The sequence below is a fragment of the Parasedimentitalea nitratireducens genome (genome assembly GCF_057444295.1).
Genome location: NZ_JBYAXC010000015.1, coordinates 1 through 16201, shown reverse-complemented (window position 1 = coordinate 16201; position 16201 = coordinate 1). Strand labels below are relative to the sequence as shown.

Annotated in this window: 15 protein-coding genes, 1 tRNA gene and 1 pseudogene; 5 read left to right on the top strand and 12 right to left on the bottom strand. The window is 57.0% G+C overall.

Going from position 1 to position 16201, the window contains the following annotated elements; genetic code table 11:
- Positions 1 to 4 precede the first annotated feature (4 nt).
- From AC2T28_RS22600 to AC2T28_RS22590, 3 genes are read right to left on the bottom strand one after another with little or no spacing between them, the layout of a single operon-like run.
- Complete coding sequence (locus AC2T28_RS22600) at positions 5 to 1042, bottom strand: ABC transporter substrate-binding protein (RefSeq protein ID WP_486750870.1); 1038 nt, start codon at positions 1040 to 1042, stop codon at positions 5 to 7.
- Positions 1012 to 2397: a sensor histidine kinase gene (locus AC2T28_RS22595; RefSeq protein ID WP_486750869.1), complete on the bottom strand. Its 1386-nt coding sequence runs from the start codon at positions 2395 to 2397 to the stop codon at positions 1012 to 1014. Before AC2T28_RS22595 ends, AC2T28_RS22600 begins: the two co-directional genes overlap by 31 nt.
- Positions 2394 to 3059, bottom strand: a complete 666-nt coding sequence (locus AC2T28_RS22590; protein ID WP_486750868.1) for a response regulator transcription factor — start codon at positions 3057 to 3059, stop codon at positions 2394 to 2396. The genes AC2T28_RS22595 and AC2T28_RS22590 overlap by 4 nt, the downstream gene beginning before the upstream one ends.
- A gap of 103 nt (positions 3060 to 3162) precedes the next feature.
- Here AC2T28_RS22590 and AC2T28_RS22585 point away from each other — a divergent pair, with 103 nt between their 5' ends.
- From AC2T28_RS22585 to AC2T28_RS22570, 4 genes are all read left to right on the top strand, one after another.
- Positions 3163 to 4143, top strand: coding sequence for a Bug family tripartite tricarboxylate transporter substrate binding protein (locus AC2T28_RS22585; RefSeq protein WP_486750867.1), 981 nt, complete (start codon positions 3163 to 3165; stop codon positions 4141 to 4143).
- Between the two features lie 108 nt (positions 4144 to 4251).
- A complete protein-coding gene (locus tag AC2T28_RS22580) occupies positions 4252 to 4746 on the top strand; it encodes a tripartite tricarboxylate transporter TctB family protein (protein ID WP_486750866.1) in 495 nt (164 codons plus the stop codon).
- A 1-nt stretch (position 4747) separates the two neighbouring features.
- A complete protein-coding gene (locus tag AC2T28_RS22575; protein WP_486750865.1) occupies positions 4748 to 6262 on the top strand; it encodes a tripartite tricarboxylate transporter permease in 1515 nt (504 codons plus the stop codon).
- Positions 6263 to 6325: 63 nt separating this feature from the next.
- On the top strand, positions 6326 to 7357 hold the full coding sequence (locus tag AC2T28_RS22570) for an AbrB family transcriptional regulator (RefSeq protein WP_486750864.1): 1032 nt from the start codon (positions 6326 to 6328) through the stop codon (positions 7355 to 7357).
- 9 nt (positions 7358 to 7366) lie between these two features.
- Here AC2T28_RS22570 and AC2T28_RS22565 read toward each other — a convergent pair whose 3' ends face one another.
- The 8 genes from AC2T28_RS22565 to AC2T28_RS22530 form a co-directional block, all read right to left on the bottom strand.
- A complete protein-coding gene (locus AC2T28_RS22565; protein WP_486750863.1) occupies positions 7367 to 8569 on the bottom strand; it encodes an NnrS family protein in 1203 nt (400 codons plus the stop codon).
- Positions 8570 to 8656: 87 nt separating this feature from the next.
- Complete coding sequence (locus AC2T28_RS22560) at positions 8657 to 9589, bottom strand: AEC family transporter (RefSeq protein WP_486750862.1); 933 nt, start codon at positions 9587 to 9589, stop codon at positions 8657 to 8659.
- 71 nt (positions 9590 to 9660) lie between these two features.
- Complete coding sequence (locus AC2T28_RS22555) at positions 9661 to 10458, bottom strand: MBL fold metallo-hydrolase (protein WP_486750861.1); 798 nt, start codon at positions 10456 to 10458, stop codon at positions 9661 to 9663.
- The gene (locus AC2T28_RS22550; RefSeq protein WP_486750860.1) at positions 10458 to 11273 is read right to left on the bottom strand and encodes a TatD family hydrolase; all 816 of its coding nucleotides are present in this window, start codon (positions 11271 to 11273) and stop codon (positions 10458 to 10460) included. Before AC2T28_RS22550 ends, AC2T28_RS22555 begins: the two co-directional genes overlap by 1 nt.
- 42 nt (positions 11274 to 11315) lie before the next feature.
- The gene (locus AC2T28_RS22545) at positions 11316 to 12443 is read right to left on the bottom strand and encodes a DNA polymerase III subunit delta' (RefSeq protein ID WP_486750859.1); all 1128 of its coding nucleotides are present in this window, start codon (positions 12441 to 12443) and stop codon (positions 11316 to 11318) included.
- Complete coding sequence (gene tmk, locus AC2T28_RS22540; protein ID WP_486750858.1) at positions 12440 to 13075, bottom strand: dTMP kinase; 636 nt, start codon at positions 13073 to 13075, stop codon at positions 12440 to 12442. The genes AC2T28_RS22545 and tmk overlap by 4 nt, the downstream gene beginning before the upstream one ends.
- Positions 13072 to 14253, bottom strand: coding sequence for a D-alanyl-D-alanine carboxypeptidase family protein (locus AC2T28_RS22535; RefSeq protein ID WP_486750857.1), 1182 nt, complete (start codon positions 14251 to 14253; stop codon positions 13072 to 13074). Before AC2T28_RS22535 ends, tmk begins: the two co-directional genes overlap by 4 nt.
- Before the next feature lie 18 nt (positions 14254 to 14271).
- Positions 14272 to 15144: an SPOR domain-containing protein gene (locus AC2T28_RS22530; RefSeq protein ID WP_486750856.1), complete on the bottom strand. Its 873-nt coding sequence runs from the start codon at positions 15142 to 15144 to the stop codon at positions 14272 to 14274.
- 211 nt (positions 15145 to 15355) lie between these two features.
- On the opposite strand from AC2T28_RS22530, the gene AC2T28_RS22525 reads away from it, so the two are divergent.
- Positions 15356 to 15445: transfer RNA gene (locus tag AC2T28_RS22525), tRNA-Ser, on the top strand.
- Between the two features lie 513 nt (positions 15446 to 15958).
- On the opposite strand, the pseudogene AC2T28_RS22520 reads toward AC2T28_RS22525, so the two are convergent.
- Positions 15959 to 16123 (bottom strand): annotated as a pseudogene (locus AC2T28_RS22520) (recombinase zinc ribbon domain-containing protein); the annotation flags it as partial.
- Positions 16124 to 16201 lie beyond the last annotated feature (78 nt).

The following is a 16201-nucleotide window of genomic DNA, read 5'->3' as shown; positions in this document are numbered from 1 at the left end:
CAGATCAGTTCTGCCGCACAGTGCTGTGCCATTCAGCCAGAAAGCGCTTGCGCTTTAGGTGATCCAGAAAGACCAGCAACCCTGGCCCCAGTTGGATGGGGCGAAACGGGGCGGCTTGGGCCGAGTTGTTGGTGGGGTAGCGGTGGAACGGATATTCCGGCACTGCTGTCTTATCCCAGGCGGCGCGTAGCAGATGATCGATAAAGGCCCCGGCCAGTTTGGGTTCTTGGCTGGTTTGTAGGATGACCGCGGTACGCAGCATCATGTTGGTGTAGTCTTCGGGCTCTATGATCTCGATCCGGTTGGCCAGATCTTTGCGTGCGCGGGCGTAGCTGCCCAGCACATTATAGGCGACAGCGATTTCCCCTTGGGCGACGTTTTCGATCATGTCGCCTGAACAGCAGAACAGTTTGATTTTCAAGCCGCCCATGATTTCCATCAAGCGCCAATATGATTCTGATGTGCGAGCGTCTTGCGTTGCAAACAGATAGCCCAGCCCGCTGGTGCTGACGTCATAGGTGCCAATGCGGCCCCGGAACCGATCGGGGTGTCGTCGCAACAGCGAGATCAGTTCCTGGCGCGAGCGCGGGATCTCCAACCCTTCAAACGCAGCTGGTGAAACAACCACAGATGCCGGTTCCTGCGAGAAGGCAAAGACGTGATTGCGCCAGTTGCCCCATTCGGGGATCAAATTTGCCGCATCTGACCGGTGAGTGCGGGTAAAGCCGTCGTTGGCCAGCTTGATCTGCAGGTCCATTGCGGATGAGATCGCCAGGTCAAATTCTTGACCTTCGAGCATGATGGCCTTCATCAACTCGGCACTGCTGACGGTGGTATAGTCAACAGCGGAACCGGGGTTTTGGCTCAGAAAGCTGTTGACCATTGGGGCAAGCAGATCGGTGTCGGTGGTCGAGATGATCTTGAGCATTTGCCCGGTGTCATCACCAAAACGGCGGTTTTCTTCGACTTCAAAGGCAAATGCCGATGTTGCGAGCGCCAGAAGTGCAGCGGTCAGTCGTAGGGGAAGCAAAGAGATATGCATGCGCCTTCTCCATTGGTGCTGTTTTCGATGATGAGGCTGCCGCCGTGCGCTTCGACTACCTCGCGGGCGATGGTCAAACCCAGTCCTGATCCAACGGTTCCGGCGGCGTTCTTGCCGCGCGTGAAACGCTGGGTGAGGGCATCGGTGTCCATGTCGGCGAACCCCCCGGCTGCGTCTTCGACCTGAATTTTGACAGTGCTGCCGTTCAGTTGGGTTTTAACATGAATTGTGCTTTCGCTGGGCGAATATTTGACGGCGTTGTCAAGAATGTTATGCACAGCGTTTTGGATCAGGATCACATCGCCGGTGATTTTGGGGCAGTCGCCACCTGCAAATTCCAGGCTGATGTCCTTTAGATCGGCGATAGGGTGCAAACGGTCTACCAGCTCTTCAGCGAGATCCGATACATCAATGGCCTTACGTTCAAGACTGTCGATGCGAAAGGTGACCATCGCGTGATCCAGTAGCTGCCCGGCCGCGCGAGAACTTTCATCGATGGCGCGGATCATTTCACGAATGGAGGCGCGGTTTTCGGCTTTATCCACCCGGCGCAGGGTAATCTCGGCCTGGGTGCGCACAGTTGCCAAAGGGGTACGTACACGGTGGGCGGCCTCGGCGATAAAATCCTCGGACCGGGAGAGTGAAACACGCAGTCGGGCAATAAATTGGTTCAGAGAGGAAACCAGTGGGATCATCTCGCTGGGGACCGGCCGCTCAACTGGTCGTAGATCTTTTGGGCCGCGCCGTGAAACCGCTGCGGTCAATTGTTTAAGTGGGCGAATGCTGGATTGCGCGGCCCAGATTGCAAGCATTGCAGCAACCACAAAGAACCCGAGTCCCAGCTGCAGCGCTGAACGTGAAAGCTGGGCCAGCTGTTCAGCCTGACTTTCGCGGGTCTGGGCTACGGAGATGATGATGTCTGTCGGCGCACCCTGAAGTGACAGGCGGCGCGCAGATGTGACCATGCGAATGCTTTCGCCCTTATAGTCCAGGGTGTCAAAAGCTGAATGGCCAGACCTTACAGTTTTGCTGGTGTAGGGAAGATTGTTGTATCCAGTCAGGACCTTGCCCCGTGTCGAAATTCGGTAGAATACGCGGTCATTGTTGACATTACCCAGCATCGACAGGGCCGAGTAGGGGATGTCTACAGTGACCTCATCGGCCTGAACTGAGACCGAGTCCATGATCGATGTCGCTGAAGCAAGCAGAATACTGTCATGGGTTTGCTGAGCGACATCCCGGGCGAAGCCAAGCACAACAAAGTACAAAAGAGTCGCCAGAAAAGCGGCGCTGCCAACAAGCTGCAAGGTCAGGCGGCGGCGCAGAGAGCCGCTGGTCTGTAATTGAGCAGTCATGCCAGCGACATCCGATAACCAAGTCCGCGAACCGTGGTAATTTCGACCCCTGAGCCAGTCAGATGTTTACGCAGGCGGCCGACATATACTTCGATGGCATTTTCTGACACGTCTTCATCATATGAGAAAAGCCGATCCACCAGTTTGGGCTTCGAAAAGATCCGATCTGGACTATTGAGAAAAATCTCGAGGAGGCGAAGCTCTTTGTTTCGCAGCGTTATGGTCTCGCCAGAAATGGTCATAGTGCCCGCCAGCGGATTGAATTCAAGCTCCCCGAATCGTTTTGTGTTGGAGCTGTCACCACCATGGCGGCGCATTACGGCGCGACAGCGGGCCTCTAATTCAGAGAAATCGAAGGGTTTGGTGATGTAATCGTCGGCGCCAAGATCCAGCATGCCAACCCGATCAGACACTTCAGAGCGCGCCGTAAGGACAATAACCGGTGTTTCTATCAGTCTGGCGCGGTGGGACCTGAGAAAGGCCCGCCCGTCGCCATCTGGCAGCATAATGTCCAACAAAATAAGGTCGTAGTCACTGGTTGCTGAAAAATCCTCGGCTGACGCAATATTGTCTGCGTGGTCAACCACATGGCCGTCCATGCGCAACCGGTCAAGAACCGCTGTCGCCAGGCTAATATTGTCCTCTACCAACAAGTAGCGCATTTGGCCGATGTCCTTTCTGCTTTCGTGACAGGTTTGTGTCAGCTTGCCGTGGTCCTCTCTGTGTTGAGCGGCTAAGCCGCGATTTGTCAAATGGGAGGACAAAATGATTAACCTGAAACTTACACGCCGGGCCGTAATGGCAGCGGCTGCAGCCACTATGGCATTTGGTAGCCCAGTTGTTGCCGAGGAAAAACTCGACAGCCTGCACTTCCTGATCCCTGGCGGCGCTGGTGGAGGCTGGGACGGTACCGCACGCGGTACTGGTGAAGCCCTGACCAATGCTGGTCTGGTTGGCACAGCTAGCTATGAAAATATGTCTGGCGGCGGCGGCGGCAAGGCGATCGGCTTCCTGATCGAAAACGCTGAAAGCCAGCACGGCACTCTGATGGTCAGCTCGACACCGATCATCATTCGTTCGCTGACAGGCGTATTCCCGCATAACTTCCGCGACCTGACTATGGTTGCAGGCACTATCGGTGACTACGCTGCGTTTGTTGTAGGCAAAGACAGCCCAATCAACTCGATGGAAGATCTGGTAGCGGCTTACAAAGCAAGCCCACGTAAAACCGCCATCGGTGGTGGCTCGGTTCCAGGCGGCATGGACCACCTGGTTGCATCCATGGTTATGAAGGCAGCTGGCGAAGATCCAACCGCTGTTAAGTACATCCCATACGATGCTGGTGGCATGGCGATGGCAGCTCTGCTGTCGGGCGAAATTGCTGCTCTGTCGACAGGTTTCTCTGAAGCTGTTGAACTGGCAAACGCTGGTGAAGTTAAAATCATCGGTGTGACTTCGAACGATCGTGTGTCGGCCTACGCTGACGCACCGACCATGAAAGAGCAGGGCATCGACGCTGAGTTTGTAAACTGGCGTGGTTTCTTTGCGGCTCCTGGTCTGTCGGAAGATAAGCTGGCTGCCTACCAGGCCGCTATCACCAAAATGTACGACACCCCAGAGTGGGAAGTTGTTCGTGAGCGTAATGGCTGGGTCAACATCCACAACAGCGGCGACGACTTTGTAAGCTTCCTGGAAAACCAGGAAAAAGTTATCGGTGATCTGATGACCGAACTTGGCTTCCGCTAAATCTTAGCCTGATCCGGGGCAAGCATGTCTTGCCCCGGATTTTTTTTACGACTCTCTAATCCATTGTCTTATATCAGATGGATAGAGCAACCACTATTGGAGGATCCAATGGCGCTTGATCGCTGGATCGCACTGATCATCCTGATGATCTGCATGGCCTACGGATACGCGGCCTTTTTCACTATCGATGCGGGACTTCCGCCGTTCATGCAACAAAACGCCATTTGGCCGAGTACTTTCCCTAAAGTGCTAACTGTTCTGGCTATTATCAGCTCGCTGATCATTGTGCTGGGTAAGAGCAAGGGCAGTGAAGAGCTGAAAGATGGTGACATCAATTATAGCCGACTGACCGACTATAACCTGGGACAAGCCCTTTCACTGCTGGCGATGATGGCGATCTATGCGCTGATGCTTCGCCCGGCTGGCTTTGTGATCTCGACGGTAGCCTTTCTGACCGTCTGCGCGATGGTTTTGGGTGAGCGTAAGCTGCAATACCTGCTGCCAATCACGCTGCTGGCCACCGGCATTGTTTGGTATCTGGTACAGGTTGTTCTGGGCATCTACTTGCGCCCATTGCCGTACTTCCTAGGAACCGGAGGCTGATATGCTCGAAGGAATTATGATCGGGCTGTCAACGGCCTTTACACTCACAAACCTTATGATGGTCATCGGTGGCTGTCTGATTGGTACCTTCATCGGAATGCTGCCCGGACTGGGCCCGATGAGCATCATTTCCATCATGATCCCGGTTGCGATCACCATCGGTGACCCATCTGCCGCGCTGATCCTGTTGGCTGGTGTTTATTACGGCGCCATCTTTGGCGGTTCCACGTCGTCGATCCTGATCAATGCACCGGGGGTTGCATCTACCGTTGCCACCTCGTTTGACGGGTATCCGTTGGCGCGCGCTGGTAAAGCGGGCAAGGCCCTGACCGTTGCTGCAATTTCATCCTTCTGCGGTGGTTCGATCGGTGCCATCCTGCTGATGATCTTTGCACCGGCACTGGCTACCGTGGCTCTGCTGTTCCATTCGCCCGAATATTTCGCACTTATGGTTGTTGGCCTGTCCGCTATTGCAGCATTCGCTGGAACCGGTCAGGTCGCCAAGGCGATGCTGATGACTGTTCTGGGACTGATCATGGCGACTGTGGGCGAAGGCGCACTGTTTAACCTGCCACGCTTTACAATGGGTATCATGGATCTGCAGTCTGGCTTTGGCTTTATCACGCTGGCGATGGCGATGTTCGCTCTGCCTGAGGCGCTGTATCTGGTGTTGGACCCATCGCGGTCGAACAATGAAACCGGCGGCGAGATCAAGGACCTGCGCATCACAAAACAAGAAGCTAGAGAAATCGCACCGGTCATTGGCCGCCAGTCAATCCAGGGCTTCCTGATTGGTGTTCTTCCTGGTGCTGGCGCAACCATCGCATCGTTCCTTGGCTATGCGGTTGAGCGCAACATCGCCTCGAAGGAAGACCAAGAGAAGTTCGGTAAAGGCTCGGTCAAAGGTCTGGCTGCACCAGAAGCGGCGAACAATGCGGCCTGTACTGGTTCGTTTGTGCCACTGCTGACACTGGGTATCCCAGGCTCTGGTACAACTGCGATCCTGTTGGGGGCTCTGATTGCGCTGAATGTTAACCCTGGTCCACGTTTGATGGTCGATCAGCCCGAGATCTTCTGGGCGGTTATCATCTCGATGTATATCGGTAACCTGGTGTTGCTGGTTCTGAACCTGCCGCTGATCCCTTATATCGCCAAGGTTCTTGCTGTTCCACGCAACTATCTGATCCCGTTCATCCTGTTCTTTACAATGATGGGCGCCTACATCGGGCAGAACAACGCAACCGAACTTCTGATCCTGGTTGGTCTGGGGATCTGTGCGACAGTTCTGCGCTTTGCCGACTACCCACTGGCACCGCTGTTGATCGGCTTCATTCTGGGCTCTATGCTCGAGGATAACTTTGCCCGCTCGATGCAGTTGTATGACGGAATGGGCTTTATCCTAGAGCGTCCGATGACAGCGGGTCTGCTGGGAATTGCTGCAATCCTTGTAATTCTACCCAGCTACCGAGCCCGACGTGCGCGATTGCGAGCAGAGGGTGTCGCAGACGGCGATTGATGCGAATAGATCAGGGGGGCTTCGGCCCCCCTGATTACGTTTTGACGGTTGGAAAATCACCACATGACTAGCTCTCTTCAACTCAAGCCGCGCTTGGTAACCACAATCGTTGCATTGATCGGTGTGCTTTTTTTCCTATGGCTGGAGCTGCCACTGCCGTTCCTGCTGGGGCCAATGTTGATGTGCCTGTTGGCCGCGCTGGGTGGGGCACAGCTGGCTGGTATGGGGTGGCTAGGCACCGCATTTCGAACTGTTCTGGGGGTAGCCGCTGGATCGTCGATTATACCAAGCGTTGTAGCGGCCTTGCCAGAGATGGCACTGTCACTCCTGATTGTGCCAGTGTTTGTTGTCATCGTTGCGCTGTGTTCGTTCCCGCTGATGCGGCGGGTGTTCAAGTTTGACAAGGTGACCAGCTATTACTGCGCTATGCCCGGCGGCTTGCAGGACCTGATGGTTTTTGGCGAACAAGCTGGTGCAAATATGCGGGCACTGTCGCTGGTGCATGCCACGCGGATCTTGTTCATTGTCAGCCTCGCCCCGTTCATTCTGGATCTATTGTGGGACGTAGATCTGTTGGCACGCCCGGGGCGGGACACGGCTGACACTCCATTGGTGCAGCTGGCCTGGATGTTGTTCGCTGGATTGGCTGGTTGGGGAATTGCGGCCAAGCTGAACATTCTTGGGGCGTCAATCATTGGCCCGATGGCGCTGACCGCAGGGCTGACCCTGTCCGGAGTGATCACTCAGCGCCCCCCGGCCGAGGTGATCTGGGCCTGTCAGTTCTTTATCGGGATGTCTGTTGGTTCAAAATACGTTGGCGTGACCTTGGTTGAGCTGCGCAAGGTGGTTTTGGCAGGTGTTGCCAATGGGGCTTTGCTAACCGTGATCAGCGCGGTGTTCATTTTGGCGATCACCAGTCTGGCAATCGCGCCGGCGCTAGAGGCCTTTTTGGCCTTCCTGCCTGGCGGGCAGGGGGAGATGGTGGTGCTGGCGCTGATTGCCGGAGCGGATCTGACCTATGTGGTGCTGCACCACATCCTGCGGATTGCACTGGTGGTGATGCTGGGGCCGCTGCTGCTGGCGCGGCTGCGCTAGCAGAGTGTTTCAGCGGCGGGCCTGGCGTGTGAGCAGCATTGGTCCATAGACCGCCACAAAGCCACCAAAGCCCAGGATCCAGGTAAGCCCCGCAAGGTGGTACAGCAACTGTGCTGCATCGGGCAGCAATCCGGCGACCAACCGTGCCAGTGATGACACCACAAGCAGGATAAACACTCCAACAGTGGCACGGCTGGCAATCAGCGCGTGACCGGTATGGCCAAGGGTGGCGCGGGTCATTACCGCCAAGGTCATCACCGCAATGGCACCGCCCATCCAGAGATGTTGCGCAGCGGCAAGTGAAACGAGATCGGGTTGGATGACTGCCAGCCCCAGAAAAATGGCCCCCAGCGGGATGAAGGCGTAACCGACATGCAGGATCAGCAACAAGGGTTCGGACACGGTGTGCTGGCCACCCCAACGCGACAGGCGGAGCAAGTGTAGCAGGCCCAACACCGTGAGTAGGGCGCCTGTGGTATTGTCTTCGGGGCGCAGGACCCAGGTCACCAGGATCAGAACGGAAGCTAGCAGAACAAGCTTGTCCAGACGTTGCATGGGTGGGGTCGGGCGAAAACTGTGCCCTGCCTTGACCAGCCAGTTGCGGGTGAAAGAGGGAACAATACGCCCGCCAATGACACCGATCATCAACACGGCCGAGGCGAGGCCTATACGAAGACCATAGCCTTGGGCGGCGTAGTCTCCGCGCGCAGCCTCAATGTGAAAGACGGCGTTGCCAAGGATCAGGACCAGCAGCATCGCCAGAACGATCAAGTTGCGCCAGTTCTTGCCTGCGATGATCTCGCGCGCCATCAAAAGGCCCAGAGCGGTAAGTGCAGAAAGGTCAACCAGAGCAACCAACAGAGGCGGCAGGTAGGTCGAGAACAGCACGGCAAGACGTCCCAGCACCCAGAGCGTCACAAGGGCACCCAGCGGATAGCCAACAACCGGCAGGCGCCCGGTCCAGTTTGGGACTGCGGTCAGCAGGAAGCCCGCGACAATTGCGGGCAAAAAGCCAAACATGAAGGCATGAGCGTGCCAACTGGCGGCGTCAAATGCACTGGGTATGGTCAGCGCCCCGGTTAAGGAGCAGATCCACAACACCATGGCGAAGGCTGCCCAACCCGCGCCAAGAAGAAAGAAGGGTCTAAATCCGTAGGAGAGCAGCGCAGGGCCGCGCCATTCGCGCATTTGTTCAGCGGTGGAAGAGGGCATTGTGTTCGCTCCTGATAGTCATGGGGACTGGCTATCAAAAGCGACGTGCCGGGACTTTGCGCTAAAACAAATGTCGTGGTCACATATTCACCCAAGAAGGGTCAGCCAGAACCAGACGGTGAACAGGCAGGCCCCGGTTGCGATCAGCACAGACGAGGCCGCAACACGTTTGGCGCGGCCATACATATTGGCAAAAATATACGCGTTGAAACCTGGAGCCATCGCCGCGTTCAGCACGCCCGAGCGGAACAGATCCTGCGGCACCGATAGCGTTGTGCCAAAGGTCCAGACCAGTGTGGGGTGGATCAGCAGCGAGGTTATGCAGACAAAGCAAATCGTCAGCATGTCGCCTTCGGGGCGGTACTTGACCAGCACCCCGCCAAGGGCAAACAAAGCTGCGGGCAGGGCAGCGCGGATCAGCAGCAACAGAGCTTCGTCAATGGCGTTGGGCACCTTGAAACTGGTCATGTTGACGATGAAGCCCAAACCGATGGCCAATACCAGTACGTTCTTGAACATGGCCGAGAACACCGATTTTACGGTTTTGATCCCGCCAGCGCCACGGTTGCGCACCACTTCCATCACGGTGATGCCCAATCCGTAGCAAAACGGAGCATGGAAAGCGATGATGGCAAAGTTGCCGGTGAGGTTGTCAGGACCATAGGCGCGTTCAGTGATCGGTAGCCCCAACAGAACTGAATTGGAGAACAGGCAGCAAAAACCAATGACGACGCAGTCCTCCCAATCGCGTTTGAAGATCAGCCGGGCGCCGATGATGCCGATGGTAAAGCAGATGGTTGCCCCGGCATAGAAACTGGCCAGCAGCCGCAGATCAAAGCTGGCAGCAAGATCCAGATTGGCAATGGCGCGAAACAGCAGGCAGGGGATGGCAAAGTTCTGGGTGAACTTCATCAGTCCTTCGACGTATTCCTGTTTGAAATAGCCCGCCCGGGTCGCGCCGTAGCCTGCGCCGATGACTAGGAAGACAGGAAGAATAACGTCGATCAGGCTCTGAAACATCTATCACCTGCGGCTTTGGCCGAGTGGGGGAGCTTCCGGCGGGAGTAATTGGAGCAAAAAGAAACCACGGGTTAGATCGGATAACGGATCACCATGCCGTCATAGGCGGCGGTGATATGGTCCGGGGTTTCCGCGCAGACAGTGGCGTAGTCTAGGTCGATGTGCATGTTGGTCAGCACGGCGCGGCGGGGGGCCATTTTGTAGACCCACTCGAGCGCGCGCTCATAGTGGAAATGGGTCGAATGCGGGCGACGGCGCAGCGAGTCGAGGATCCAGCAGTCGAGATCGGTCAATTCTTCCAGAGCCTGGTCGTAGATTTCAGAGACATCGGGAAGATAGGCCAGATCACCGATGCGAAAACCAAGGGCGTCAATGGCACCGTGTTTGACCTTGAACGGGCGCAGTGTGATTTCACCACCGGGACCATCGATCGAGAATTCCCCGTCGATGGTGCGCAGGTCTAGGATGGGCGGGTAGGATGATCCTGGGGGCTGCACAAAGGCGTAGCCAAAGCGCGACAGCAACCCGTTCTGGGTGTCGCCATCGGCATAAACCGGGATGCGATCCTTCATGTTGAAGACGATCATGCGCAGGTCGTCGATGCCATGCACGTGGTCGGCGTGGTCGTGGGTATAGACCACCGCATCCAGCCGCCCTGTATTGGTGTCGAGCAATTGGCTGCGCATATCGGGTGAGGTATCGATCAACACCGTTGTGGTGCCATCAGGCCCGTCGCGCTCCACCAGCATCGAACAGCGGCGGCGGCGATTATGCGGGTTTTCCGGGTCGCAATCGCCCCAATGTCCGCCCAAACGGGGCACACCGCCAGAGGAGCCGCAGCCGAGGATGGTAAAGCGCAGCTCTCCCATCAGGCGGGCACCGCGTAGGCGGCAGCTTTGGTGAACAGGCGGTCAAAGTTTTCCTGCGTGCGGGCAGCAAAATCAACGTAGTCGAGCCCGTAAACCTCGGCCCCGACACGGGCGGTGTGGGCGGTATAGGCGGGCTCGTTACGCTTGCCGCGGTATGGCGGCGGAGCAAGATAAGGCGCATCGGTCTCGACCAGCACGCGGTCGACGGGTGCAGCGGCAAAGATATCGCGGATCTCCTGGCTCTTTGGGAAGGCAGCGATGCCGGACATCGACAGGTAGAACCCAAGGTCGAGCGCGGCGCGGGCCAGCTCTGGTGAGGAAGAGAAGCAGTGCATGACGCAAGAGTAAGCGCCGTTGTTCATTTCTTCAGTCAGGATGTGGGTCATGTCATCGTCGGCAGCACGCGAATGTATGATCAGCGGCAGGCCGGTTTCACGAGCGGCGGCGATATGGATGCGCAAGCTGTCCTTTTGCACTTGGGCGCTGTCGGCCGTGTAGTGGTAATCGAGACCGGTTTCACCGATACCAACAAACTTGGGGTGTTTGGCCAGGGCGATCAGTTCATCCGCTGTGGCCATGGGCTCACTCGCCGCGCTCATCGGGTGGGTGCCAGCGGCGTAAAACACAGGCGCGTGGGCCTCGGCAATGGCGCGCACGGATGGTTCGCTTTTCAGCTTGGTGCAGATGGTGACCATACGGGTGACACCAGCAGCAGCGGCACTGGCGATGACCTCGTCCAGTTTGCCCTCGAAATCGGGGAAATCGAGGTGGCAATGGCTGTCGGTGATTTCTGGAGTGGTAGTGATTTCGGTCATGCCTGTCTCTGTCGCGAATGCGTCGTTGCAGGCCTGTATGACCTAGCGGGACGCCGTTTTTTGCATCTTGAAAACGGTATCTAGGACAAGCGCGGCGGGGTCAAGGTTCACCGCTTGGCCATGGCGGACCCGTGCCGTGACTTCGGCTGCCAGATCAGCCCAGGCGCGGGCGGCCTGTGGGGTAGGGGACAATCGCGTCAGCATCGCTGCCTCATCCACTGCGGCTTCGGGCACTGGCGGCGTGCCGCTGGCACCAGTACGGGCCAACCGGGCCAGTGCCATGTCAATCAGAGTGAGCAGCAGTTCAAATTTCTCGGCAGCCCCACGTTGGGCAGCGGCCTCGGCCAGCGCCATGGCGCGCGGGCGATCCAGGCGCGGCATCGAGGCGAGGATTTGCACCAGTTCGCTGTAGATCTGCAGCCCGCGGAGGTTCAGCAAACGCAGAGCAGAGCCAACCGAACCAGCCGCGAGGGCGGCCAGGTGGTTGGGGTTTTCGGGTGTTTCAGCACCGGACTGCACCAAGGCGCTTTGCATATCATCCGCCGACAGTGGTGACAGCCGCAGGGTGCGACACCGCGAGCGGATAGTGGGTAGCAGGCGCGAGGGCTGGTGCGAGATCAGCAGGATTGTGGTGCGGGCAGGCGGCTCTTCGAGCATTTTCAGCAGCGCATTGGCGGCACTGGTGTTCATGTCATCAGCGGCATCCACAATCACCACGCGGCGTCCGCCGTCGGTCGCCGATAGGCCAAAGAAGCGGTTCAGGGCGCGAATGTCGTCGACGACGATCTGGTCCCGCAGCTTGCCCTTGTCGTTATAGCTGCGGCTAATCGCAGCCAGACCGGGTTCAGCCAGCGCCTGTATGCGGTGCGAGACCGGATGTTCTGGGCTGACATCTAACGTTTCCACCGGCGGTGGTGCGCCGAACAGTCCATCTTCAGCCGGGGGCGTGGCCAGCAGAAAGCGAGCCATACGCCAGGCCAGGGTTGCCTTGCCGATACCTTGGGGACCAGTGATCAACCAGCCGTGGTGCAGGCGGTCGGTGTTGAAAGCCGTGAGAAAGGCAGCTTCGGCCTCGGATTGGCCAAACAGCTGTTCGGTTTCACGCGGGTGTGGCGCACCCGGGGCCTGATCGGCGCGCGGTAGGTCTTCGTCTGCGGCTTTGCCTTTCATGACAGGGCGGCCTGAGCCGTGGTCAATACATCAGCGGCGACGGTCTCAACCGGACGGTTGCCGTCGATGACGCGAAACCGTAAGGCGAATTCCTGTGCCAGATCCAGAAAGCCAGTGCGCATTTTCTGTTGCAGGTCTAACCCAAAATCTTCGAACCGTTCCTCGGCGGTCTGGCGGCCCTTGGCGCGTGACAGGCCAACCTCGGGGTCCATGTCGATCAGGATGGTCAGATCGGGTTCGCGACCAATCATCAATTGATGCAGTTGATCAACGGCAGGGCGCAGGTTGCCGCGCGACAGGCCCTGATACATGCGGGTGCTGTCGGCAAAGCGATCACAGATCACAATCTTACCCGCAGCCAGTGCGGGCTCAATTATGCGTTCCAGATGGTCGCGGCGCGCAGCAGTGAACAGCAAAAGTTCGGTTTCGGCAGACCAGCGGTCGGGATCCCCTTCGAGCACCAGCGACCGGATTTCCTCAGCGCCCTTGGAGCCACCAGGTTCGCGGGTCAGAACAACTTCGCGGCCCTGAGCTTGCAGAGCCTCGGCCAGCAGGCGGCATTGGGTGGACTTGCCCGAACCATCAATGCCTTCGAATGTCAGGAAAAGGCCATTGGCCGGTCGTTTAGTCACATTGCCCCCTCGGGCCCGTTCAGAAACCGCCCGATCAGAATTTCAGCCGCCGTTTTGACACGTACGACAAAACCACCACTGGGAATATCCTTGGCTGCTACCAGGGGCAAGCGCAGTTCTGGCAGGTCTTCGGGTTGCAGCACCAGTTCAGCCAATTGTTGACCCTTGGTGATTGGCGCCTCAATTGGGCCGGTATAGACCACCTCGGCGTTGATTTGCTTGCCGGACAGGGCAGGCAGCAGCACGGTCATATCTTCGGCAGGAACCAGCCCTACTGTTTGTTCCGCACCCCGCCAGACTTCGGCCTGAGCCACCGGAACAGAGGCTTTCGCGATCGTTTTGCTGGTAAATTGGCGAAACGACCAGTTAACGAGGGCTTCAGCCTCCTCTGCTCGGGCGCCGGTGCTGTTGAGACCGGACACGACAAAGATGACCCTCCGGTCGCCCTGAACCGCTGAACCGACCAAGCCGTACCCGGCTTCGGAGGTGTGACCGGTTTTCAAGCCATCAGCGCCAATGCCGAGTTTTAGCAATGGGTTACGGTTGCGGGTGTTTGAGGGCGCGCGGCCGTCGAACTGGAATTCTGTCTCTGAGAACAGTGGGTAATATTCGGGGAAATCCTCGATCAACTTCTCAGCCAGAATAGCAAGATCCTGAACCGACATACGATGCCCGGCCGCAGGCCAGCCATTGGCATTGGCAAAGGTTGAATTGTTCATGCCCAATTGCTGCGCGCGCTTGGTCATATAGCGGGCAAAGCCAGCTTCGGTGCCATCGGGGCTCAGTGCTTCGGCCAGCACCACGCAGGCATCGTTGCCAGACAGGACGATGATGCCACGGATCAGATCCTCAACACGCACTCTGTCGGTGGTATCCAAGAACATAGTCGAGCCGCCATAGCTCATCGCGTGCTGGCTGACTGGAAGCTCTTCGTTCAATGTCAGGCGGCCATCACGAATAGCCTCGAACGCCACATAAAGCGTCATCAGTTTGGACATCGAGGCAGGGGGTAGCGGCTGTTCTGCGTTTTTGGACAGCAGCACGGTATCTGTACCTTGATCCACCACATAGGCGGCGCGCGCTTTGGTTTCAAACGCGGCTGCGGAAAGGGCGGATAGGCTAAAGGCGATACAGCCAGCAACAATCAAACGGCCAGAGGAATTAAGGAACGAGTTCATTGATATACCCTCTGGTGTTTAGTTGGTGACAGCGTAGGCATCCGAGAAGCCTGCGTCCTTGACCTTTTTCAACAGAGATGTGCGTTCGGATTTACTCTGGGCCGGGCCAACAACCACGCGCCAGAATGGCTTGCCGTTTGAGCTTTGTGCCAGCACGGTTGGGATCATACCCGCGTTACGCATTTGCGAAGCGGTTCGATCTGCGTTGGCTTCGACGCTGAAAATACCAATCTGGATATAAGGCTTGGCAAGGGACGATGTAGGCGCTGGCGGTTTTGGTGATGCCGCGGCTGGAGTCGGTGCTTCAATTGCTGCTGCCGCCCCTGCGATTGGGTCAAGTGGGGTTGCGGCAATGTCGCTGCTGCCATCATCGACAGGCGCAAGCGTTGCAGTTTCCACTGGCGCGGCCTCTTCGATTTCAGGGCTCTCATCTACGGTTTCACGGCGAAGGGCTGTCACGTTCAGCTCGACCGGGGCGCCGGCAAGCATCCCCAATGCCGCCGCTGCGTCAGACGAAGCTTGCAGGCGGGGACCGGGAATTTCACGTTCGCGACGGAATAGGGCGCCAATCACAAACTTGCCATTGGCATTGTTGCGGATGATGACCCGTTCTGGTTCTTTGGCATCGGGATGTGCGACCCATACACCACCCAAGGAGGGGCGACCGTCCCACAGGCCAGCTTCGGTGACTTGGAAAACATCCGGGGCTTCAACATCGCGCTCGACCAGTCTGGTGCTGTTGCTTGCCTCAGGTGTGCTGGCTTCGGCGTTGTCTTTGGGTTGCAGGAAGCTGGGAGTGGATCCCTCTTCGCAGGCGGCCAGCATTGCGAACCCGGCCACTACCGCTGCAAAGCGTGCAGTCCGGTATTTCATCACCTTAGCGTCACTCATATTTCGATCCTTGCCTGTCCTGTGGGCGCCGTTACACCCAACCGGTTTTTCCCGGTATCCCCATCATTCGTCGCCACCTTAGCGCGTGCTTGTTATCATGGAAAGTCTGTCACTTACGGCTCGGCAAGAAATCCCCTTTTGATGCTTTTTGGTTTTTCTTTGGTTTTTTGCTTGCCAGTTCAGCGAACAGGTTCTAAACCCCGACCCGACCGGGGAGGTGGCAGAGTGGTCGAATGCGGCGGTCTTGAAAACCGTTGAACGTGAGAGCGTTCCCAGGGTTCGAATCCCTGTCTCCCCGCCACCCCTGAACAGAAGTGGGCACCACGGAAGGTGTGATTTTATCGCTCATCACTGCGCGTTCCATTTGGGATGTTCGCCCATAGATCCTGATTGCTTCGTCGCCGATTTCGATCTGATCAACGATGGACCAAATGTAACCCTTCTTCATTTTGATCGGGCGCTGTTCCAACACCGTGCGCATTTTTTCGACATATGATGCAACTCTCTCATGTGACACTTTGAGGGTCGGAGATATCTCAACGGCAACTTGATCCCGCTCCAACTTCGCTTGTTTCAAGAGTTCTTTGCGGTGTTGAAATCGCTCTTTGAAATCGGGGTCAGCCATCTCCACCAAATCATTTTCGATCATCTTGTAGAGTTGGTCCAAATGCTTCTTGGCGCAGAGAACTTCTTCCTCGCGTTCAACCAAACGATCTTGTTTGTCGCAATTTGAACGACCTTGGCGGTCGAGCAATGGCTGGAGGATTGCACTGACTTTTTTAATACTTAGAAGTTCGGACAATAGGCTGCTGATTACAAATTTGTCGAGATCATCCATAGGAACGTCTTGTTTGTCACACACCGTTGAACTTTGTCGCAGTTTGCGCGAGCAAGAGTAGTAACGATAGCGGCCGCTTTTGCCTGTTCGGATTGTCATGCCGCCCCCGCATTTGGGGCAAGTCACAAGGCCAGTCAGCAATTGTGCGTCGGCAGAGTTTTTGGGTCCAAAGGCAGCCTAAACTAAGAGAAAGTTTGGCTCATCTGGTTGGTTTGATTA